Origin of the sequence: Stenotrophomonas maltophilia group sp. Smal32 (assembly GCF_030237085.1) — a bacterium.
GTDB classification, from domain to species: domain Bacteria; phylum Pseudomonadota; class Gammaproteobacteria; order Xanthomonadales; family Xanthomonadaceae; genus Stenotrophomonas; species Stenotrophomonas maltophilia_Q.
This window is the reverse complement of the sequence record NZ_JASJSI010000008.1, coordinates 1,636-23,274: the sequence shown is the minus strand read 5'-3', so window position 1 is coordinate 23,274 and position 21,639 is coordinate 1,636. Positions and strand designations below refer to the sequence as shown.

Annotated in this window: 17 protein-coding genes; 9 read left to right on the top strand and 8 right to left on the bottom strand. The window is 67.4% G+C overall.

The features are described from left to right. Nucleotides 1-43: 43 nt before the first annotated feature. The 3 genes from mfd to QRO91_RS03490 all read right to left on the bottom strand — a co-directional run bounded on the left by mfd (nt 44) and on the right by QRO91_RS03490 (nt 5,134). Nucleotides 44-3,508 carry a transcription-repair coupling factor gene (gene mfd / locus QRO91_RS03500; protein WP_197650401.1) on the bottom strand — a complete coding sequence of 1,155 codons (3,465 nt, stop codon included), beginning with the start codon at nt 3,506-3,508 and terminating at the stop codon, nt 44-46. 127 nt (nt 3,509-3,635) lie between these two features. Continuing rightward, nucleotides 3,636-4,181: a GNAT family N-acetyltransferase gene (locus QRO91_RS03495; RefSeq protein ID WP_004150340.1), complete on the bottom strand. Its 546-nt coding sequence runs from the start codon at nt 4,179-4,181 to the stop codon at nt 3,636-3,638. A gap of 95 nt (nt 4,182-4,276) precedes the next feature. Further along, the gene (locus tag QRO91_RS03490) at nt 4,277-5,134 is read right to left on the bottom strand and encodes a 23S rRNA (adenine(2030)-N(6))-methyltransferase RlmJ (protein WP_049432781.1); all 858 of its coding nucleotides are present in this window, start codon (nt 5,132-5,134) and stop codon (nt 4,277-4,279) included. A gap of 35 nt (nt 5,135-5,169) precedes the next feature. On the opposite strand from QRO91_RS03490, the gene creB reads away from it, so the two are divergent. From creB to QRO91_RS03455, 7 genes are all read left to right on the top strand, one after another. Next, nucleotides 5,170-5,895 (top strand): two-component system response regulator CreB, encoded by a 726-nt coding sequence (gene creB / locus QRO91_RS03485; protein WP_285310259.1) that lies wholly within the window; start codon nt 5,170-5,172, stop codon nt 5,893-5,895. A 3-nt stretch (nt 5,896-5,898) separates the two neighbouring features. After that, nucleotides 5,899-7,359, top strand: coding sequence for a two-component system sensor histidine kinase CreC (gene creC, locus QRO91_RS03480; RefSeq protein ID WP_197650399.1), 1,461 nt, complete (start codon nt 5,899-5,901; stop codon nt 7,357-7,359). 81 nt (nt 7,360-7,440) lie between these two features. Beyond that, the gene (gene creD, locus QRO91_RS03475; protein WP_197619953.1) at nt 7,441-8,760 is read left to right on the top strand and encodes a cell envelope integrity protein CreD; all 1,320 of its coding nucleotides are present in this window, start codon (nt 7,441-7,443) and stop codon (nt 8,758-8,760) included. A gap of 10 nt (nt 8,761-8,770) precedes the next feature. Continuing rightward, nucleotides 8,771-9,181 carry a hypothetical protein gene (locus QRO91_RS03470; protein WP_285310258.1) on the top strand — a complete coding sequence of 137 codons (411 nt, stop codon included), beginning with the start codon at nt 8,771-8,773 and terminating at the stop codon, nt 9,179-9,181. A 124-nt stretch (nt 9,182-9,305) separates the two neighbouring features. Beyond that, nucleotides 9,306-10,904: a M20/M25/M40 family metallo-hydrolase gene (locus QRO91_RS03465; RefSeq protein WP_197619951.1), complete on the top strand. Its 1,599-nt coding sequence runs from the start codon at nt 9,306-9,308 to the stop codon at nt 10,902-10,904. Nucleotides 10,905-10,997: 93 nt separating this feature from the next. Next, nucleotides 10,998-12,401, top strand: a complete 1,404-nt coding sequence (gene gltX, locus QRO91_RS03460) for a glutamate--tRNA ligase (RefSeq protein ID WP_197619950.1) — start codon at nt 10,998-11,000, stop codon at nt 12,399-12,401. A 34-nt stretch (nt 12,402-12,435) separates the two neighbouring features. Further along, nucleotides 12,436-12,927 (top strand): Fur family transcriptional regulator, encoded by a 492-nt coding sequence (locus QRO91_RS03455; RefSeq protein ID WP_004150412.1) that lies wholly within the window; start codon nt 12,436-12,438, stop codon nt 12,925-12,927. 153 nt (nt 12,928-13,080) lie between these two features. On the opposite strand, the gene QRO91_RS03450 is transcribed toward QRO91_RS03455, so the two are convergent. From QRO91_RS03450 to QRO91_RS03435, 4 genes are all read right to left on the bottom strand, one after another. Beyond that, nucleotides 13,081-14,232, bottom strand: coding sequence for an HlyD family secretion protein (locus QRO91_RS03450; RefSeq protein WP_197619949.1), 1,152 nt, complete (start codon nt 14,230-14,232; stop codon nt 13,081-13,083). Between the two features lie 10 nt (nt 14,233-14,242). Further along, nucleotides 14,243-15,916, bottom strand: a complete 1,674-nt coding sequence (locus tag QRO91_RS03445; RefSeq protein WP_197619948.1) for an MFS transporter — start codon at nt 15,914-15,916, stop codon at nt 14,243-14,245. Then, a complete protein-coding gene (locus tag QRO91_RS03440; RefSeq protein WP_197619947.1) occupies nt 15,916-16,482 on the bottom strand; it encodes a TetR/AcrR family transcriptional regulator in 567 nt (188 codons plus the stop codon). Before QRO91_RS03440 ends, QRO91_RS03445 begins: the two co-directional genes overlap by 1 nt. A 198-nt stretch (nt 16,483-16,680) precedes the next feature. Then, a complete protein-coding gene (locus QRO91_RS03435; RefSeq protein WP_197650398.1) occupies nt 16,681-18,888 on the bottom strand; it encodes a TonB-dependent receptor in 2,208 nt (735 codons plus the stop codon). 135 nt (nt 18,889-19,023) lie between these two features. Between QRO91_RS03435 and QRO91_RS03430 the strand changes: the two genes are divergently transcribed. Together QRO91_RS03430 and QRO91_RS03425 are read left to right on the top strand one after the other, a co-directional pair. Next, entirely contained in the window at nt 19,024-19,437 is a 414-nt protein-coding gene (locus QRO91_RS03430) for a MerC domain-containing protein (protein ID WP_197650397.1), read from the top strand. A 110-nt stretch (nt 19,438-19,547) separates the two neighbouring features. Beyond that, on the top strand, nt 19,548-19,727 hold the full coding sequence (locus tag QRO91_RS03425) for a 30S ribosomal protein THX (protein WP_004150462.1): 180 nt from the start codon (nt 19,548-19,550) through the stop codon (nt 19,725-19,727). A 149-nt stretch (nt 19,728-19,876) separates the two neighbouring features. On the opposite strand, the gene QRO91_RS03420 is transcribed toward QRO91_RS03425, so the two are convergent. Next, nucleotides 19,877-21,127: an ectonucleotide pyrophosphatase/phosphodiesterase gene (locus QRO91_RS03420; RefSeq protein ID WP_197619946.1), complete on the bottom strand. Its 1,251-nt coding sequence runs from the start codon at nt 21,125-21,127 to the stop codon at nt 19,877-19,879. Nucleotides 21,128-21,639: the final 512 nt, after the last annotated feature.

Below are 21,639 nucleotides of genomic sequence, written 5' to 3'. Positions count from 1 at the left end.
CGCCCGCACCGGGTGGGGACCGGTGCGGGGTATTCGGGGGCGATCAACCCGGGGCGAGGGTGGTCAGAAGGGCGCGGGCCGCATTGAAGCGGTCTTCCGGCAACGGCAGCGGGTGCTTGATGCGCAGCTTGTCGGGCCCTTCCATGGCGTACAGGTTCGGTTGTTTCTGGATCAGCTGGATCACCGCCATCGGGTCGATGTTCGGCTTGGATTCGAACACGATGCGGCCACCGTTCTCGCCCAGGTCGAGCTTGCGGATGCCCAGCGTATTGGCCTTGAGCTTCAGCTCGGCGATGGCGAACAGGTGCTTGGCCGCATCCGGCAGCAGGCCGAAGCGGTCGATCATTTCCACCTGCAGCTCGCGCAGCGCGTCGCTGTCGCGCGCGCTGGAAATGCGCTTGTACAGGGTCAGGCGGGTGTGCACGTCCGGCAGGTAATCTTCCGGAATCAGCGCCGGCACATGCAGCTCGACCTCGGCGCCACGCACTTCTTCGCCGGCATCCAGGTCGGGCAGCTTGCCCTGCTTGATGCTGCGCACCGCGCGCTCCAGCAGCTCGGTGTACAGGCTGAAGCCGACCTCGGCCATCTGCCCGCTCTGGTCCTCGCCGAGCAGTTCACCGGCACCGCGGATCTCCAGATCGTGCGTGGCCAGGGTGAAGCCGGCGCCGAGCTCGTCCATCGAGGCGATCGCTTCCAGGCGCTTCTCGGCGTCCGGGGTGATCGATCGACGGTCCGGCGCCACCAGGTAGGCATAGGCGCGATGGTGCGAACGGCCGACGCGGCCGCGCAGCTGGTGCAGCTGGGCCAGGCCGAAGCGGTCGGCGCGGTTGATGATGATGGTGTTGGCGTTGGGGATGTCGATGCCCGACTCGATGATCGTGGTCGACAGCAGCACGTTGAAGCGCTGCTTCTGGAAATCCAGCATCACCTTTTCCAGCTCACGCTCGGGCATCTGCCCGTGGGCGATGCCGATGCGCGCTTCCGGCACCAGCTCGGACAGCTCGCGCTGCATGCGGCCGATGCTTTCCACGTCGTTGTGAAGGAAGTACAGCTGGCCACCGCGCGCCAGCTCGCGCTGGAAGGCTTCGCGCAGCAGTGCGTTGTCCCACTGGGTGATGAAGGTCTGCACGGCCAGCCGGTTCGGCGGCGGCGTGGCGATGATCGACAGGTCACGCAGGCCGGCCATGGCCATGTTCAAGGTGCGCGGGATAGGCGTGGCGGTCAGGGTCAGCAGGTGCACGTTGGCGCGCAGCGCCTTCAGCGCTTCCTTCTGGCGCACGCCGAAGCGCTGTTCCTCATCGACGATGACCATGCCCAGGTCCTTGAACTTCACGTCCGGCTGCAGCAGGCGGTGGGTACCGACGATGACGTCGATGGTGCCGGCGGCAACCTTCTCCAGTTCGGCCTTGATTTCCTTGGTGGTCTTGAAGCGCGACAGCACCTCGACCTTCAGCGGGTAATCGGCGAAGCGGTCGCGGAAGTTGCGGTAATGCTGTTCGGCCAGCAGCGTGGTCGGCACCAGCACCGCCACCTGCTTGCCGGCGCTGGCAGCGGCAAATGCCGCGCGCACCGCCACCTCGGTCTTGCCGAAGCCGACGTCGCCGCAGACCACACGGTCCATCGGCTGGCTGCTGGCGAGGTCGCGCAGGGTGGCGTCGATCGCGGCCAGCTGGTCTGGCGTTTCCTCGAACGGGAAGCCGGCCGCGAACGGCTCATACATCGCGCGGTCCACCTGCAGTGCAAGGCCGGCACGCGCCTGGCGGCGGGCCTGGATCTCCAGCAGTTCGGCAGCCACGTCGCGCACCTTCTCGGCGGCCTTGCGCTTGGCCTTGCTCCACTGCTCGCCACCCAGCGAATGCAGCGGCGCGGTTTCCGCGGAGGCGCCCGAGTAGCGGCTGATCAGGTGCAGCTGGGCGACCGGTACATACAGGCGGTCGCCCTTGGCATATTCGATTTCGAGGAACTCGCCGGGCATGCCGCCGACGTCCATCGCGATCAGGCCCCGGTAGCGGCCGACGCCATGGTCCTCGTGCACGATCGGCGCGCCCTCGGTCAGCTCGCCGAGATCGCGGATGATCGCTTCCGGCTCGCGGCCGGCACGGCGCGTACGGCGGGTGCTGCCGGCGCGCTCGGGGAACAGCTGGCGTTCGGTCAGCACCGCAATGCGCGGATCGTCCAGCGCGAAGCCATCCTCCAGCGGCGCCACGGCGATCGCGAAGCGCGCATCGTCGGCGAGGAACGCGGGCAGGTCGGCCACCACCGGTGGTTTCAGCTCGGCGGCCTGCAGCACTTCCAGCAGGGCTTCACGACGGCCGGGCGAATCGGCGGCGATCAGCACGCGGCCCGGGTAGTGGCCGAGGAAGGATTTCAGTGCGTCGCCGGCCGGTGCGTCGCGCGCGGCCACCGGCAACGGCGGCAACGGCTGGTCGCCCAACGGGTGCGCGTCGGCGATGCGTGCGTGGTCAGCAGCCCACACCTCGATGCGCGGTGCATCGTTCAGGCGCTCGCGCAGCAGCTCCGGCGACAGGTACAGCGCCGACGGCGGCAGCAGCGGCCGTTCGACGTCGTGGCGGCGCTGTTCGTAGCGCTCACCGGTCTGCGCCCAGAACGCTTCGGCGGCTTCGCCAGTGCCGGCGCAGACCACCGGCAGGCTGCCGTCGGGCAGGTAGTCGAACAGGGTTGCGGTGCGTTCGAAGAACAGCGGCAGGTAGTACTCGACGCCGGCCGGGGCCAGCCCGGACTTCAGGTCCTGGTACAGCGCGCTGCGCCGGGTATCGACATCGAAGCGCTCGCGCAGCGTGGCCAGCACGCGGGCGATGCTGGCCTCGTCCATCGGGACTTCGCGGCCGGGCAGCATGTGCACCGCTTCGACCTTGTCCAGCGAGCGCTGGCTTTCCGGGTCGAAGGCGCGGATCGAATCGATGTCCTCGTCCAGCAGTTCCACCCGCAGCGGCTCGTCGGCGCCCATCGGGAACACGTCGAGCAGGCCGCCGCGCACCGCAAAATCACCCGGATCCATCACCTGCGGCACGTTGCGGTAGCCGGCGCTTTCCAGGCGGCGCTTCTCCGTTTCCAGGTCCAGGCGCTGGCCGACCTTCAGGTCGAAGCTGCCACCGATCACGTAGCTGCGCGGGGCCAGCTGCTGCAGCAGGGTCTGCACCGGCACGATCACCAGGCCGCGCTTCAGCGTGGGCAGGCGGTGCAGGGCGGACAAACGCTGCGAGATGATGTCCGGATGCGGGCTGAAGCGGTCGTAGGGCAGGGTTTCCCAGTCCGGGAAGGCGACCACCGGCAGGGCCGGGTCGCCGCCGAGCAGGGTGTGCAGGTCGGCTTCGAGCTGGTTGGCGCCGTGGTTGTCACGGGCGATCACCAGCAGCGGAGCGTCGTGCGCACGCGCGGCCTGGGCCAGGTACCAGGCCAGGGCGGTCGGCGAGGTGGGGGCGCGCCACCAGGCGCGGAGCTGGCCGGCACGCGGCAGCGGCGGGGCGGGATATGAGGTACGCGACATGGACCCCGGATTTTAGCAGAAGCCCCTGCCGGGCCCATGATCGTGACGTGAGCGGGTGTAGCGCCGGGCCAAGCCCGGCGAGCGCAGCGGTTGAATCAACGTCGCCGGGCATGGCCCGGCGCTACCTTCAGTTGTCCAGCTCCAGCACCATCCGCACCAGGCCTTCGGCACCGGTCGGGTGCGGCACCGGCTTGAAGCCCAGCGAGGCGGCCAGCTGCTTCATCGGCTCGTTCTCGGCGGCAACGTCGCCGTACAGGCGGTCCAGGTACTTGCCGCGGCCCCACTTCACCAGCTTGCGCATCAGCTGCCGGCCCAGGCCCTGGCCGATCAGGAAGCGGCTGATCAGGATCGCGTACTCGGCTTCACGGGTACCGGGGATGATCGAGGCCCGGGCGACCGCGCCGACCACCGCTTCGCCAGCGGGCAGGGATTCGGCTGCGACCAGGGTGATCTCGGTCTTGGGATTGGGGTGGGTCAGGCGCTGGGTGGTTTCCGGCGACAGCTCGGTCACCGCCTGCAGGAAACGATCACGGATTTCTTCCGGCCCGAACAGGCTGAACGCCGCTTGCAGCGGTGCGCCATCTTCCGGGCGGATGGGGCGGATCAGCAGCTCGTGGCCGCTGGGAGCCTTGAAGATCTCATGCCAGGGCGGCATGCGGTTGCGAGTGGCCATACCGGGTGATTCCTTGGTGGTCCATCGATTGTGGCATCACCGGGGCTGCATTCCGTGAACGAAAGGCTCACGGCGGTACAGCCTCGTGAAGGCCGTTATTCGGGCGCTTTGAGCCAATCCAGGCGGGTGCTGGCACCGGGTTCGCCCAGGTGCTGGCGCAGTGCCGGCAGGGCCGGGCCGACCACCCGGTCGAACTGCCAGGGCGGGTTGAGCAGCAGCATGCCACTGCCGTTGAGGCGCAGCGGCGAGTCGTCCGGGCGCACCAGGAACTCGATCGTCATCGCCGATTTCACCGGCAGGGCGGTGGCCTTGCGCAGGAAATGCAGGATGGTGCGGCGCTGCTTGATCGGGAACCAGACCGCGCAGGTGGCCTGCGGCCAGCGTGCCAGGGTCTCGGCCAGCGCGGCCAGGACGGCCTGGTATTCGGCGTCCTGCGCCTCGTAGGGCGGGTCGATCAGCACCAGGCCGCGGCCGATCTTGCTGCCGTTGAACTTCGGCGGCAGCAGCGAACGCAGCAGTGCGTAGCCATCGCCCGCACGCACGTCGACGCGGCTGTCATGCGCGAACAGCGCCTTCAGCGTGGCCGTTTCGGCTTCCTGCAGCTCGCATACCGCCATGCGGTCCTGGGCACGCATGGCCTGTGCGCTCAGCAGCGGCGAGCCGGGGTAGGTGGTCAGCGCGCCGATCGGATTGTCGGCCTGCACCGCCTTCAGGTAGCGCTCGACCACCTCCGGCAGCTTGGGCTGGGCCATCAGCCGCATGATCCCGGATTCGGCCTCCAGGGTCTTGCGGCTTTCTTCGCTGGCCAGCAGGTAACGGCCGGCACCGCCGTGGGTGTCGAGCACGAAGAACGGGCTGTCCTTGCGCTTGAAGCTGTCGATCAGGGCCAGCTGCACGATGTGCTTGAGCACATCGGCGTGGTTGCCGGCATGGAAGGCGTGGCGATAGTTCATGGGCGGCAGTGTACGGGGCGGCGGCCGCAGCGGCTATGCTGCGCGCCATGACAGCTCCTGTTGCCCATGTCCTGGTGGTCGAGGACGAAGCCGCCATCGCCGAAACCGTGCTCTACGCGCTGCGCAGCGAGGGCTATGCCGCCAGCCACTGCCTGCTGGGCGGCGAGGCCCTGCAGCGGCTGCAGGCCGGCGATATCGACGTGGTGGTGCTGGACGTGGGCCTGCCCGACCTGGGCGGGTTCGAGGTCTGCCGTCGGCTGCGCGCGCACCCCGGGCCGGAGGCACAGCTGCCGGTGATCTTCCTGACCGCCCGCAACGACGAGGTCGACCGTGTGCTCGGCCTGGAACTGGGCGCCGACGATTACATGACCAAGCCGTTCTCGCCGCGCGAACTGGTGGCGCGGGTGCGTGCGCGCCTGCGCCGCGCGGCACCGGTCGTGGCAGCACCCGGTGCCGATGCGGGCTGGCAGGAATACGGCGCCTTCGCCATCGACCGTGAAGGCCGGCGTATCCGCTTCCATGGCCAGGCACTGGACCTGACCCGTTACGAGTACGCGCTGCTGGAGGCGCTGCTGCAGCGCCCCGGCGCCATTCTCAGCCGTGCCCAGCTGATGGACCGTGGCTGGGACAGCAGCGCCGACAGCGCCGACCGGACCGTTGATACGCATGTAAAGACGCTGCGCGCCAAGCTGCGTGCGGCAGGCGCCAGCGACGACCCGATCCGTACCCACCGTGGCCTTGGCTACGCGCTGGAGGTCTAGCCGATGCGCCTGGTACTGAAGCTGTTCCTGGGCTTCTTCCTGATCACCGGCATCGCCGCCTTCTTCGTGATGCGCGTGTTCGTCAACGAGGTGAAGCCCGGTGTGCGCCAGGCGATGGAATCGACCCTGGTCGATGCGGCCAACGTGCTGGCCGAAATGGCCGCCGCCGACGTCAAGGCCGGCACCATCCGCAGCGGCAGCTTCACCCGCAGCCTCGCCAAGGCACGACAGCGTGACCTGAAGGCGATGGTCTGGCGCTTCCCGAAGCGTTCGCTGGATTACCGGGTGACCATCACCGATGCCAAGGGCATCGTCATCTACGACTCGCTGGGCCGCGACCTGGGGCGCGACAACTCGCGCTGGAATGATGTGTACCGCACGCTGCGCGGCGAGTACGGCGCCCGCTCCAGCCCGGAAACACCGGGTGAGGAAGGCGATACAGTGATGCACGTGGCAGCGCCGGTGTACGACCCGGCCGATGGACGCACGCTCATCGGCGTGCTCAGCCTGGCCCAGCCCAACCGCAGCATCGATCCGTTCATCGCTGCCAGCCAGCGCGCCATCATCGAGCGCGGCGCCTGGCTGATCGGGCTGTCGGCGCTGGTCGGTGTGCTGGTGACAATGTGGCTGACCACCGGCCTGGGCCAGCTCAGCCGCTATGCGCGTGCGGTCAGCGCCGGCGAACCGGTGCCACCGCCGCGCCGCCGCCGCGACGAGATCGGTGACCTGGGCCAGGCGCTGGAAACCATGCGCCGCAAGCTGGAGGGCAAGGCCTACGTCGAGCAGTACGTGCAGTCGCTGACGCATGAAATGAAGAGTCCATTGGCGGCGATCCGCGGTGCGGCCGAGCTGCTGCAGGAGCCGCTGCCGGAAGCCGATCGCATGCATTTCGCACGCAGCATCGTCGATCAGCAGGAGCGGTTGACCGAGACCATCGACAAACTGCTGGCGCTGGCCGAAGTGGAACAGCATGGCTGGCTGCAGACCCGTGATCCGATCGCGCTGCCAATCTTGTTGGCCGATGCCGCCGCGGCCGCGCAGGTGCGCGCGCAGGCGGCGGGCGTGCAGGTCCGCATCGGCAGCGTGCCCGACCTGCAGGTGCAGGGCGACGGCTACCTGTTGCGGCAGGCGCTGCACAACCTGATCGACAACGCGATTGCGTTCTCTCCGGCCGGCGCGGAGATCGCGCTGCAGGCCGAGGTGGATGGGCAGGGCGTACGCCTGCAGGTGGCCGACCGCGGTGCCGGCATTCCCGACTATGCGCGTGAGCGGGTGTTCGAACGCTTCTATTCGCTGGCCCGCCCCGGCAGCGGACGGCGCAGTTCCGGCCTGGGCCTGCCGTTCGTGCAGGAGGTCGCTCGCCTGCATGATGGCCGCGCCAGCGTCGATGCCCGCGACGGCGGTGGCACCGTGGCCAATCTGTGGTTGCCGCTGGGTACGCCGGGCCAGCGTCCGCGGCGCTGACTTCACACTCGCTTCAAATTCGCCACAAACCCTGCTCACTGCAGCGGTCCATCCTGCAGCCCTCTCCAACGAGGATGGACCATGAAATCCCTGAAGATGCTGCTGCGGTTCGCCATTGTCGGCGGGCTGATCCTGCTGCTGCTGGTTCCGCTGACGATGATCCGCGGGGTCATCAACGAACGCAGTGCGTACCGCGACGAGGCCTTCGCGCGGGTGGCCGACAGCCGCGCCGGTGCACAGCAGCTGGTCGGCCCGGTGCGGGTGGTGCCGTGGGTGGAGCGCAAGCAGGTTGAGCTGGTCGACCCGCTGGGCGTCAAGAAGACCGAGGTACAGGTCACCGAAGGGCACTGGCTGCAGATGCCGGCGTCGCTGGAGGTCGGCGGCGAAATGCTGCCGAGCCAGCGTGAGGTCGGCCTGTTCAAGGTGCCGGTGTACAGCTGGAACGGCCAGATGAAGGCAACCTTCGCCGAAGACGATTACCCGGTGAAGGCCGGCCGCAGCTACGGTCAACCGTACGTGGCGGTGGGGGTTTCCGATGTGCGCGGCCTGGTCGGTACGCCCAACCTGCGCGTGGATGGCAAGCAGCTGCGCCTGCTGCCGGGCGTCGGCGCCGCCAGCGAAGTCGGCCGCGGCCTGCATGCACCGGTGGCCGGATTCGCCGAAGACCATGGCGGCACGCTGGCCGCCAGCACCGTGGAGCTGGAGCTGCGCCTGGACGGAAGCCGCATGCTGTCGGTGGTGCCGGTGGGCGATGACACCCACATCGCGCTGCGTTCGAGCTGGCCGCACCCGTCGTTCAGCGGTGCCTTCCTGCCCAACGAGCGCCGCGTCGATGCGCAAGGCTTCGATGCGCGCTGGGCGGTGTCCTCGCTGGCCTCCGACGCACAGCGCCAGCTGCGCAATGACGGTGCGGTCGAATCGCAGGCGGTGACCGTTTCGCTGGTCGATCCGGTCGATGCTTACACCCAGGCCGATCGCGCCTCGAAGTATGGCGTGCTGTTCGTGCTGCTGACGTTCGTGGGCTTCATCCTGTTCGAGTTGATCAAGTCGCTGCGCATCCACCCGCTGCAGTACCTGATGGTGGGCCTGGCGCTGGCGATCTTCTTCCTGCTGCTGATCAGCCTGTCCGAGCACATCGCATTCTGGAAGGCCTACCTGGTGTCGGCGGTGGCCTGTATCGGCCTGCAGGCGGTGTATCTGGCCAACGTGCTGGGGCACTGGAAGCGCGGCCTCGGCTTCGCCACGCTGCTGACCGTGCTGTATGGCGCGCTGTACGGCCTGCTGGTGTCGGAGAACAATGCGCTGCTGATGGGTTCGCTGCTGCTGTTCGTGATCCTGGCACTGGCGATGTGGGTGACCCGCCGGGTCGACTGGTACGCGCTTGGCGCGGAACTGAAGTAAGGAGTACACCATGGGCTGGCGCGAGGGATTGCGGCAACGGGCACGGCAGGGCATTCCGGCCCTGCTGGAAGTGGATGCACTGCTGCAGGCGCATGGCGTGCTGGCGGCCCTGCCGGGGGCACGGATTGCGCCCGGCCTGGTCCCCTTCCAGCTGGCGCCGGTCACCTGCGAGGGATTGCAGGGCAAGGGGCTGGCCTGGCTGCAGGGCGCGCGGCAGGGACGCGGCGCGGTGGCCGGCCGGGTGCCGCGCTACCGGCCATGGAAGGCCGGGGCAGAGGCGCTGGCCGAGATCGGCATCGGCGGCCTGCCGGATGACTGGCCGGCGCATGCGGCGGTGTTCGGCTGCAGCAGCATCGACCGGCGGCATTGGTTGCTGTTGCTGCCGGAGCGGGCGCAGTTGTGGTTGGGGTGGAATGGATGATTCGGCTGTTCATCCACGCATGGCGTGGACCTACAGCTGTCCATGACCGATGGGACGGTATCGCCGCGCCCCTGCTGGCTAGACTCGATGGGTTGATGATCGAGCCGAAGGGCAGGGGTGCGATGTGTTGAAGTGGGGCGTGCTGGCCGCAGCGCTGGTGATGGGTGGCAATGCAGGGGCGCAGCAGCGCGAAACGGTGGACCTGGACATGGTCAGCCGCATCCGCCAGGAGGCCTTCCATCGTTCGCAGGTGATGGACACCTTCAGCTATCTCACCGAGCGCATCGGCCCACGCCTGACCAATTCGCCGGCGATGGGCCGCGCCAATGCCTGGACCCGCGGCAAGTTCAACGAATGGAAGCTGGACAACGTCCACGACGAAGCCTTCGATGATTTCGGCCGTGGCTGGGAGTTCACCTCGGCCAGCGTGGAAATGCTGGGTGACCGCGTGCAGCCGCTGCATGCGCTGCCCAAGGCCTGGACGCCGGGCACCAAGGGCCCGGTCGAAGGCGAGTTGGTCCAGGTCGAGATAAAGAAGCCGGAAGACATCGAGAAGTACCGCGGCAAGCTGCGCGACAAGATCCTGCTGCTGGGCGAGGCGCGCGAGTACAAGCGCGGCACCGAGCCCGATTCGCACCGGCATGACGCCACCTCGCTGGAGGGCCTGCAGGAGTTCACCCTGCCCAAGGACAAGGACGCCACCGCCGAACGTGCCAAGCGGGTCAAGGAGTACCAGGAACGCCAGCAGCTGGCGACCAAGGTCAATGCGTTCTTCGTGGAAGAGGGCGCGCTGGCCTCGATCAGTATCAGCAGCTGGGACAACGGCATCATCCGCGTTGCCGGTGGTGGTTCGCGCAAGGCCGGTGAATCGGTGGGCATCCCCGAGCTGGCGATGATCAGCGAGCACTTCAATCCACTGGTGCGCGCGCTGGAGGCCAAGCAGACCGTGCGCCTGCGCGTGGATGTGGCCGCGCGTTTCACCGACCAGGCCGACCAGCCGGGTTACAACACGCTGGCCGAGATCCGCGGCAGCAGCAGGCCCGACGAAGTGGTGATGATCGGCGCGCACCTGGATTCGTGGCACAGCGGTACCGGTGCGGCCGACAACGCGGCCGGCGTGGCAGTGATGATGGAGGCGATGCGCATCCTCAAGGCCACCGGCGCCAAGCCGAAGCGCACCATCCGCGTGGCGCTGTGGAGCGGCGAGGAACAGGGCCTGATTGGTTCGCAGGCCTATGTGGCCAAGCACTTCGGTCGTTTCCCGGAACCCACCGACGCGGCACAGAAGGCACTGCCGGCCTCGCTGCGCGAGCCGACCGGTGCATTGCAGAAGACCCGCGACTACGACAAGTTCCAGGTCTACTTCAACATGGACAACGGCTCGGGCCGGTTCCGTGGCATCTATGCGCAGGAGAACCTGGCGGCGATGCCGATCTTCGAAGCCTGGCTGGCGCCGTTCCATGACGTGGGCGCCACTACCGTGGCCACTCGCAACACCGGCAGCACCGACCACATCAGCTTCGACCGCATCGGCCTGCCGGGCTTCCAGTTCATCCAGGACCGGCTGGACTACTTCACCAATGTCCACCACAGCCACCTGGATACCTGGGACCACGCCGAGCCGGAAGACCTGAAGCAGGCCGCCGCCATCGTCGCCTCGTTCGCCTACAACGCGGCGATGCGCGAGCAGTCGTTCCCGCGCAAGGCTGAACCGCAGCCCTGAAAAACCGGAAGGGGAGGGGGCGATGCATCCGCCCCTCCTTGCCTTTCCGGGGCTGGTGGTAAAATCAGGGGATTCCCGTTCCTCGAGCCGTCCATGACCTGCCGCACCCGCTTCGCCCCCAGTCCCACCGGCTACCTGCACATCGGTGGTGCCCGCACTGCGCTGTACTGCTGGCTGGAGGCCCGCCACCGTGGCGGCGAGTTCGTGCTGCGCATCGAGGATACCGACCGTGAACGCAGCACCCAAGGCGCGATCGACGCGATCCTGGAGGCGATGGAGTGGCTGGGCCTGGACTACGACGAGGGCCCGATCTACCAGACCGACCGCGTCGCCCGCTATCTGGAAGTGGCCGAGCAGCTGGTGGCCGACGGCAAGGCGTACTACGCCTACGAGACCCGCGAAGAGCTGGACGCGATGCGCGAGGCCGCCATGGCCAAGCAGGAAAAGCCGCGCTACAACGGCGCCGCGCGTGACCTGGGCCTGCCGCGCAAGGACGACCCGAATCGCGTCATCCGCTTCAAGAACCCGCTGGAAGGTACGGTGGTGTTCGACGACCTGATCAAAGGCCGCATCGAGATCGCCAACAGCGAGCTGGATGACATGGTCATCTTCCGCCCGGACGGCTACCCCACCTACAACTTCGCAGTGGTGGTGGACGACTGGGACATGGGCATCACCGAGGTCATCCGCGGCGACGACCACATCAACAACACCCCGCGCCAGATCAACCTGTACGAAGGCATCGGTGCGCCGGTGCCGAAGTTCGGCCACATGCCGATGATCCTGGACGAGCAGGGCGCCAAGCTGTCCAAGCGCACCGGCGCGGCCGACGTGATGCAGTACAAGGACGCCGGCTACCTGCCCGATGCGCTGCTGAGCTACCTGGCCCGCCTGGGCTGGTCGCATGGTGACCAGGAGCTGTTCAGCCGCCAGGAACTGATCGACCTGTTCGACGTGAAGGACTGCAATTCCAAGGCCTCGCGCCTGGACATGGCCAAGCTGGGCTGGGTCAACCAGCACTTCCTGAAGACCGAGGACGTGGCCGCCATCGTGCCGCACCTGGTGTACCAGCTGCGGAAGCTGGGCCTGGACGTGGCCGCCGGCCCGGCCCCGGAGGACGTGGTGATCGCCCTGCGTGAACGCGTGCAGACCCTGAAGGAAATGGCCGAGAAGGCCGTGGTCTGGTACCAGCCGCTGACCGAGTACGACGAAACCGCCGTGGCCAAGCACTTCAAGGCCGGCGCCGAGGTGGCGCTGGGCAAGGCCCGCGAGCTGCTGGCAGCCCTGCCGGAATGGACCGCCGAGTCGGTGGGCGTGGCCCTGCATGATGCCGCCGCGGCGCTGGAGATCGGAATGGGCAAGGTTGCCCAGCCGCTGCGCGTGGCCATCACCGGCACCCAGGTCAGCCCTGACATTTCCCATACCGTGTACCTGGCCGGCCGCGAGCAGGCCTTGAAACGCATTGATGTGGCCATCACCAAGGTAGCAACGGCCTGAGGCATCCTTGCCAGGCCCGAACCGGAGAACACGCATGCCCGCCAAGACCGCCACTGCCTGTACCGCCCCGCACCACCACGTCCATGACGCATCGGATTTCGTGGCGGTGGTCGAGCGCGTCTCGCGCGAACGCGGGCTGCGCCTGACCCCGATCCGCGCCAACGTGCTGAAGCTGATCGCCGAGGCCGGCAAGCCGGTCAAGGCCTACGAGCTGCTGGAATGGGTGCGCAACGGCAAGGGCGTGGGCGCTGATGCCCCGCCCACCGTGTACCGCGCGCTGGACTTCCTGATGGCCAATGGCTTCGTGCACAAGCTGGAGTCGGTGAATGCATTCGTGGCCTGCCATCACCCCAGCAGCGCCGCGCATTCGGTGCCGTTCCTGATCTGCAACAGCTGCCACAGCGCAGTGGAACTGGAAGACCGCGAGATCGTCACCCAGCTGGAAAAGCGTGCCAAGGAGCTGGGCTTCCAGCCGCAGGCACAGACCCTGGAAGTGCACGGGCTCTGCGCGCGCTGCGCGGGCTGATCGTGTCGGCGGTAGAGTCGGTCGGCGGTAGAGTCGACTGTTAGTCGACTGCTCTTCCGTGAAGCCCACGAGTACCCCGCGCTGCGCGATAGTCGACTGACAGTCGACTCTACCAAGCCGTCTCTACCAAGCCGAGTCCTGCAGGGTCGCGTCCTAGTCCATCGGCTTGCTTGCGGTATCCACCCGCACGATCACCGACATGCCAGGCCGCAACTCTGCGGCCAGCTTCTGGCCTTCATTGATCGAAATCCGTACCGGCAGCCGCTGCACCACCTTGGTGAAGTTGCCGCTGGCATTGTCCGGGCGCAGCACGCTGAATTCCGACCCGGTGGCCGGGGCGATCTCCTGCACGCGGCCACGCAGCACCTGGCCCTGGAACGCGTCCACAGAGAACGTGGCCGGCTGGCCGATGGCCATTCCCCAGGTCTGGCCTTCCTTGTAGTTGGCCACCACCCACAGCGTGTCAGGCACCAGGAACAGCAGCTGAGAACCGGCCGCGACGTACTGGCCCACGCGCACGCTGGCTTCACTGATCTGCCCGTCGCGCGGCGCGTGGATCACGGTATTGGCCAGATCGATGCGCGCCAGTTCCAGCTGCGCCTGTGCGCTCTCCACCTGCGCCTCCAGGCTCTTGCGCGCGACCTGGGTCGATACCAGGGTTTCCTCGGCAATGCGGATCTGCGCCTGTGACTGCTGGACGCTGGCCTGTGCCGACGCCTGGGTGGTGCGGAACTTGTCGCGGTCATTGATCGACACCAACTGCTGCGCGGCCAGTTCCTCGTAGCGCTTCAGCTCGTTGCGCGCGCGCTGCAGTTCGGCCTGGCCGGCCGACAGCGTTGCATGCGCGGAGGCGATCTGTGCGCGGTTCTGGGCCTGCGACTGGTCGGAGTTGGCGAGCGCCGCGCGCGCGCTGTCCAGCGTTGCCTGTGCCTGCGCGACACGCTGTGCGTAGATGCGGTCATCGATGCGCAGCAGCGGCGCGCCCTCCTTCACGTGCTGGAAGTCCTTCACCAGCACCTCGGTCACATAGCCGTTCACCTGCGGCGCCATCACCGTGATCTGCCCGCGCACATACGCATTGTCGGTCACCATCACCGTGCTGGTGAACGGCCACAGGTGCCACGCGCGCAGGATCAGCGCGATGCCCAGCAGGGCCACGACCACCATCACCACCACGCTGCGCGCGCTGGGCTTGAGGTACTTCGGCGCCACGGCAGGTTCGACTGGCGTGGGCGCGGGAGCGGCGTCCGTCGGTGGCGGTGGGGTGACGTTGTCGTCGTCGGTGCGGGGCGGAACGGGAGGCATGGGGTTGGACTCAGCGGGGCGCGGCCGGCGTGGCCACGGCAGGGGACGTGGGATGGCGCTTGCGCCATTGCTTGAGCACGGCGGTGCGCACCGACAACAGCAGCAACCAGCACAGGAAGCCGATGGCCAGCCAGCCACTCAGCGTGAACACATCATTGAAGCCGCGCACGTTGGCTTCGCGGCGCGTCGTCTGCGCCAGCTGCGCGCTGCCCTGCGCGCTGCGCAGCACCGGATCGGTGATCTGGGCAGCGTACAGCTGCTGCTGGATACGCAGGCGCTGCGCCACCACAGGATCGGCCGGGTCGAGCTGGCTGGTCAGCGCGCTGGAGTACAGCTGTTCGCGATGCAGCTGGAAGGTACCCAGCACCGCCGATCCGGCCAGGCCCCCCAGGGTCTGCGTGATCGACAGCGTTACCAGGAAGGTGATCATGTGATCCACGCCCTGTTTCAGAGCGGCGGAAATGCCGAGCATGATCAACGGGCCCATGAACATGCCGGCGCCGACCGAGGCCAGGAACTGGCTGGCATAGAAGTCGTGCGGCCGATCCATGCTGGTGCGATGCTGGTCGAAGAAGGCGGCGGCGCCCAGCAGCAGGATCGCCATCAGCAGCTGGGGGATCAGCCGCTTCGGGCCGAAGGTAAGTGATGCTCCGGCGATGCCAGTGACCACGCCCGCCAGTATCACCACGAACAGCGGGCGCATCTGGTCAGGCCCCATGCCCAGCGTGCGCATCAGGTTGACGACGCCATAGGACTGCTCGGTGGTGAGGAAGCGGATCAGAAAGGCACCGACGATGAAGTGCAGTACCGGCAGCTTCGACAGCCAGCGGATCTGCAGCAGCGGATTGCGCCGGTAGTGCTCGATGATGAAGGCGGTGGTGGACAGCACGATCGAGGCGACCAGTGCCCAGCCCAGCCATGGCGTGTTGAGCCACCAGCGCGTGTAGCCCTGCGCCAGCACGATCACCAGCAGCGCGACCGCCGGTGCCAGCAGCGCGAAGGTGAGGAAGTCCAGCGGTTCGAAGGCCTTGATCTGGATGCCGGGCGGCAGCTTCAGCACCACCACGGCTGCAAATGCACACAGCGCCAGGCCGGCTTCGAAGGAATACAGCTGGTGCCACTGGCCGGTATCGACCAGGCCTGGCGAAACGATCCAGGCGATCGGCACCGCCAGCTGCGAAAGGCCGACCCCGACCACCAGCAGATTGCCGGTGAACCGCCGCGGCAGCGCCTGCAACATGTACAGCGTGCCCAGGGTCGAACAGGCCGCGCCAGCGAAGCCGCTGGCGGCACGGGTCAGCATCGTGGTCTCGAAGCTGCCGACGAACAGGTGCAGCACCGCCAGCGCCGCATACAGGCCCAGCCCGATCTCTGCGAACAGGCGGATGCCGTACTGCTGGCGGAACTTGAAGGCCAGCAGGTTGGCCGTGACGTTGACCATTGCATAGGCCGCCACCAGCCAGCTGCCCTGGGTCGGGGTCAGCGCCAGCTGGCCCTGCAGGAACGGCAGGTTGGCGGTCACCAGCGCATTGCCGAGGCCGCCGGTGATCGCCACCAGCAGCGACACCAGTGCATAGGCCACGCGCCGATACGGCGGATGCCAGGGCATCGATGCCGAACCGGGCATGGTCGGCTTCTCGTGCTCCTCCCAATCCGGAACCGGCTTCAGATACGGCTGGACCATCAGCGGGCCTCGCTGGCTGCTCCCTGGAGACCCCCGCGCAGCAGCTGCAGGGCACGCCCGGCCAACTGGGCACGCTCGTCGCGGGTTTTGCCGCGCAGGGCCGCCCCCAGCATGCCCGAGATCAGTGAAATATCCGTCTTTTCCAGATCGGCCCGGCACAGGCCGGCTACCTTGGCGCGGGCGATCGGCACCTCCAGCAGGTCGCGCACGGTTTCGCGCGCGGTGCGCATGGCTGGCACATCCGAATCGACGGCGCGCCAGTAATCGGCCAGCGCCGGTGAATCGATGATGCGCTGGGCCATGCCCTCGAACACCTCGAACAGGGCATCGTCGCGGTCGCCGAGCTGTTCGACCTGGCGCCGGATCCGGTCGACCGTGCGTTGCAGCAACGCCTGGATCAGCGCGGTGCGGTCGGGGAAGTTGCGGTACAGGGTGGCGCGGCCTACCTGGGCACGTTCAACCACCAGGTCCAGAGGGGCGGTGACACCGTGTTGGCCGAACACATGATCGGCGGCGTCGAGGATGAGGGCACGGCGGGCAGCAGCATCGGCACGTTGGGCGGTCATGGGTATATTTTCGGACATTAGTGTCCGGTTGGCGAGACATTGAGTGACGGGATTGTCCGCTTGTTGTCGTACGCACATCTTTGTGACGGATACGTGATGGTGGGAATCTGAACGAAAACGGGGGCCCGAAGGCCCCCGTAGGATCACGTGGGGTCAGAGCCCTTTCCTGCGGAAAGGGATCCGACCCCGCCTACGCGATCAGAAGAACGCGCGGATGCCGAATGCGACACCACGGCCCGGCAGCGGCGAGTAGTCACGCAGCAGCGACGTATGCGGACGCACTTCGCGGTTGGTCAGGTTGCTGCCATCCAGGAACACCTCGTAGCTGTTGCTGGCGTTGCGATCCCAACGGTAGGCCAGGTGCGCATCGACCAGGGTGTAGCCGTTGCTCGGCTCCTCGTTCTGCGCGACGTCCTTCTGGCGGCTGTAACGCACCGCACCGACCGAAGCGCGCCAGCCATCCTTCGACCAGCGCAGGTCGGCACCGATGCGGGCCGGGGCGATGCGGGGCAGGTAGCCGGTGTTGGCCAGTTCCACGCTGTAGTTGTGGGTGTGGTCGCCATGCGGCACGGCGATGTCCAGGTTGCGGCTGCCGCTGCCATCCAGCTTGGCCTTCACGTAGTCACCGAACAGGCGCAGATCCCAGTCACCGGCGCCGCCCTCGAACAGGTGTACCAGCGCTTCGGCCTCGGCACCGCGGAACACCGCGTCCTGCTGGGTCCATGCACGAACCGGCAGGCCTTCGGTTACGCCGGTGTCGGCCAGGTAGATGAAGTCCTTGAACTTCGTCTGATAGACCGACGCCGAGAAGTCCAGGCGTTCGCTGTGGGTGTGGATACCCAGTTCCACGCGCTGGCCGCGCTCGGTCTTCAGGTTGGCATCGCCGATTTCCAGCGAGCGGGTGGCGATGTGCGCGCCGGCGGCATACAGCTCTTCGTTGGTCGGTGCACGCTCGGAGCTGTCCACGCCGATGCGCAGATCAACGGCATCGTTGAGCTTCCAGATGCCAGCGGCAGACAGGTTGGTGGCGCCGAACGTGCGACGGCGGTAGTCACCGGTCGGGTCCAGCTTGACCTGATCGTGGCGGCCGCCCAGTTCCAGCTTGAACGGGCCGAACTGCTTTTCCTGCAGCACGAACAGGCCGATGTTCTTCGTACCGGTATCCGGTACGAACGCCTCTTCACCCTTGGCGCCGAAATCACTGTTGCCGAACTGCAGGCCGAACGCGCCATCCCAGCCGCCGATCTGCTGTTGCACCGCTTCCAGGCGTGCCTCGATGCCACGGTTGGTGAAGCGGGTGGAGGGCGTGCCGGCCTCCAGTTCCACGTGCTCGTAGTCGGTGTAGGCCACGCGTGCGTTGATGTTCTTCAGGAAGGAGACCGGGTTGTAGATGCCAGCCTTGGTCTCGAAGCGGTTCTGCACCATGTCGATGCGCACGTCATGCTCGTCGCCGCCTTCCTCTTCGTCGCCATGGTCGTGGCCGTGGTCATGGCCGTGATCGTCGCCATCGGCGTGCACGTGCGCTCCGTTGGGAATGCCGTAGTTGGTGCGGTAGGTGCTGGCCGACACGCCGAAGTAGCCGCCGTCGCCCAGCCAGGTCGCGCCGACGCCACCGGCGCGGGTACGGATGGAGCTGTTGTCGAGGCGGCCGCGGCGCGGCTCTTCGCCCTCCTCGCCCGCGTGGTCGTGGTCGTCGTGGTGGTCTTCCAGGCTGTCGATCACCGCATAGCCGGGAATGCGGTAGTCGTCGCCATTGCGTACCAGGCCGTCCACATGAAGCACGACATTGCCGGTGACGCCATCGAGGCGGAACATGCCGCTGCGCTCGTTGTTCACCGAATTGCCACGCAGCTCGGCGCGGCCGCTGAGCGGGCGCTCGGGCAGCTCACGCGCGATGCGGCCGTCGACCACATTGACCGCACCACCGATGGCACCGCTGCCGAACAGCAGCGTGGCCGGCCCCTTCAGCACTTCGATCTGGTCAGCGAGGAACGGCTCGATGCTGGTGGCATGGTCCGCACTGACGGTGGATGCATCCATGTTGCCCATGCCGTTGGACAGCACGGCCACGCGCGGGCCTTCCTGGCCGCGGATGATCGGGCGGCCGACGCCGGGGCCGAAGAAGGTGCTCTGCACACCCGGCAGCTTGGCCACGGTGTCGCCGAGGGTACCGGCCTTCTGCTCGTCCAGGCGCTCGCCAGCCAGCACGTCAACCGGGCGTGCCAGGGATTCTGCATCGCCCTGAAGCGGCGAGGCGGTGACCTGCACCGACGACAGTTCAGTCAGGTGGCGGTCACGATGGGAGGTGTCCTGGCCGGCTGCAAAGGCAATGGACGGCAGCAGGGTGGCCAGAGCCAGGGCCAGGGCCAGGGAATGCGGCTTGAGCCGCGGGGTGTGGGTGGGCATGAAGAAGTCCTTTGTTACTGTATATCAATCGCTGGGCGCACGAATCCCGTCAGCGGGACAGGGGGAGGGAAACCGTGCGGGTCGGGAATGGATGTTATATTATTCCATAACGATTCGCCGACCCTGCTGGAAGTCATGTCCCTGTCCTCACGCCTGCGCCACCTGCTCGACCGTTTCGGTGCCACTGGTTCGATGCTGTGCGCGGTGCACTGCGCGGTGATCCCCGTGTTGCTGGCGGCGGCGCCGTCGCTGGGCCTGTCGTTCTGGCTGAGCGACGGCGTGGAGCAGGCTCTGGTGGTGTTCGTGACCCTGCTGGGTCTGTTCAGCCTGGTCTGGGGCTACCGCCGGCATGGTGCGTTGCGCGCCCTGGGCTTCCTGATTCCCGGCCTGGTCGCGCTGTGGGCGGGCGTGCTGTACGACCCGCTGCACCACAACGCGGTGCCGCATGCGGTGGTGATGACCATCGGCGGCCTGCTGGTGGGCGTGGCCCACCTGGTCAACCTGCGCCTCAACCACGGTCACGTGCACGACGGCAGCTGCGCGCACTAGGCGCTCCGTGATAGGATTTTCGATCGTGCGCGGGGGCGCCCAGCAAGGCGGCCCCGCCGAACCCGTGTCAGTACGGGGTAACCAGATTTCACACTTGAGGAGTTGAAGACATGGGTAAGGGTGACCGCAAGACCGCCAAGGGCAAGCGTTACAACGCCAGCTACGGCAACGCCCGTTCGCATACCGCGAGCAAGGTCGCCGTAGGCGCCGCCGCCCCGGTTGCCAAGAAGACCGTGGCCAAGGCTCCGGCGAAGAAGGCCGTGGCGAAGAAGGCCGTCGCCAAGGCCTGATCCGGCCGGTGATGAGTCCAAAGAAAACGCGGCGCCTGGCGCCGCGTTTTTTTATGCGTGTCGTCCGGGCCGCCGCGTCCGCCGGCCGTGGGCCGGCACTACCCACATTGGCGCGGTAGCGCCGGGCCATGCCCGGCGGAGACATTCGATCAACGCAGGGTCTGCTTCAGCGTTTCCGGATTGCCATCATTCGGTGCAGCCGGCACCTGCAGCAGGTGGGCCAGCAGCGGGTAGACATCCACGTTGTCGAAGCCCTCGATCACCAGGCCCTGGCGGAACGACGGGCCGCCGGCCACGAACACCGCACGCATCGACGGCAGCGCATTGTCGTAGCCATGCGAACCCCGCTCCTGCTTGGCGCGCTTGGCGATCTTTTCGCGGTGCAGCGCATCCCAGCCTTCATCCATGGCGCAGACGATGTCCGGAACCCGCGGGTGCGTACCGTAATGCCAGCGCGGTGGCAGGCTTTCCTTCTTCCAGCATTCGTAATGCGCATGGCGGCCAAGCAGCGCGCGCTCGGCATCCGTTTCACGGCCGGGCAGAGGGGCGAACCCTACGGATTGGCCCTGGCTGACATTGCGCGCGATGGCCGGATCGACCATCGATTCGGTCGCGATCACGTGGCCATCGGCCACGCTGGCCATGCCATGGTCAGACACCACGATCACGTTGGTGGTGGATGCCAGCCCACGCTGCCGCAGGCCGTCCAGCACCTGCCCGATGATCTGGTCGGCACGCACGATGGCGTCGGCGTACTGCTTCGAATCCGGGCCGTAGTGATGGCCGGCCTTGTCCACGTGTTCCATGTACAGCGTGGTCAGTCGCGGCGCATCGGCATCGGTCTGCGCCAGCCAGTCGAGCACGACGCCGGCGCGCTGCTCCAGCGGCTCCTGCCCGTCATAGACGCGCCACTGGCTCGGGCGCACGCCGCGGATTTCCGACTCGCTGCCCGGCCACGAGGTGGTGGCGGTGCGCACGCCGACGTTCTCGGCGCTGACCCAGATCGGCTCACCGCCCCACCAGCCACTGGTGGTGACCGCCTCGCGGTTGCTCAGTTCGAAACGTCCCAGTGCTGCATCGTCCATGCTGTTGTTGACGATGCCGTGGTGGTCCGGGCGCAGGCCGGTGGCGATGGTGTAGTGGTTGGGGAAGGTCAGGGAGGGGTACGACGGCGTCATCCAGCGCGCGCGTACCCCGCCGTCGATCAGTCGCTGCAGGTTCGGTGTCAGGCCGCGATCGAGCGCATCGGCGCGCAGGCCGTCAATCGAGATCAGAAGCAGCTTCGGCGGTGCAGCTGTTGCAGCAGTGGTGGGAACAGAGGCAGAAGGGGCGGGCGCGGTGGTGCAGGCGGCCAATGGCAGCAGCAGCGCCAGCGCGCAGGTCAGGCGTACGGAAGTCATCCACGCATGATAAGCCGGTGCAATGACCGGCCCAAGACACGTTGCGCCGAAGGACGCAGCGTGTCCGCGCATTTTTCCTTATCCCCGCGCCTGTCGACGCGCCCCGTTCAACAACAAGGGGGCTCTTCTCCAGACAGATTACAGATGCTTCCATCCACGCATGGCGTGGATCTACCGTGTCGACCAAGGTCGACACCTACCAGCCACCGCTCAGTAGGCCATCCCGACGGATCGCAGGAACCTGTCGAAGGCGTGGTGGGGGGGGGGGGGGGGGGGGGGGGGGCGGCGGGGGGGGGGGGGGGGGCGCCCGGCGGGGGGGGGGGGGGGGGCCCGCCCCCCCCCCCCCCCCCCCCCCCCCCCCCCCCCCGGGGGGGGTTGGGGGGGGGGGGTGGGTGTTGGGGGGGGGGGGGGGGGCCCCGGCCCCTAAAACACACCCCAAAACCCGTGTGGGGCTGGTTTAAACCCCCAAACCCCGCCGCGGTTTTTCATCACCCCCCCCCAAACCACACACA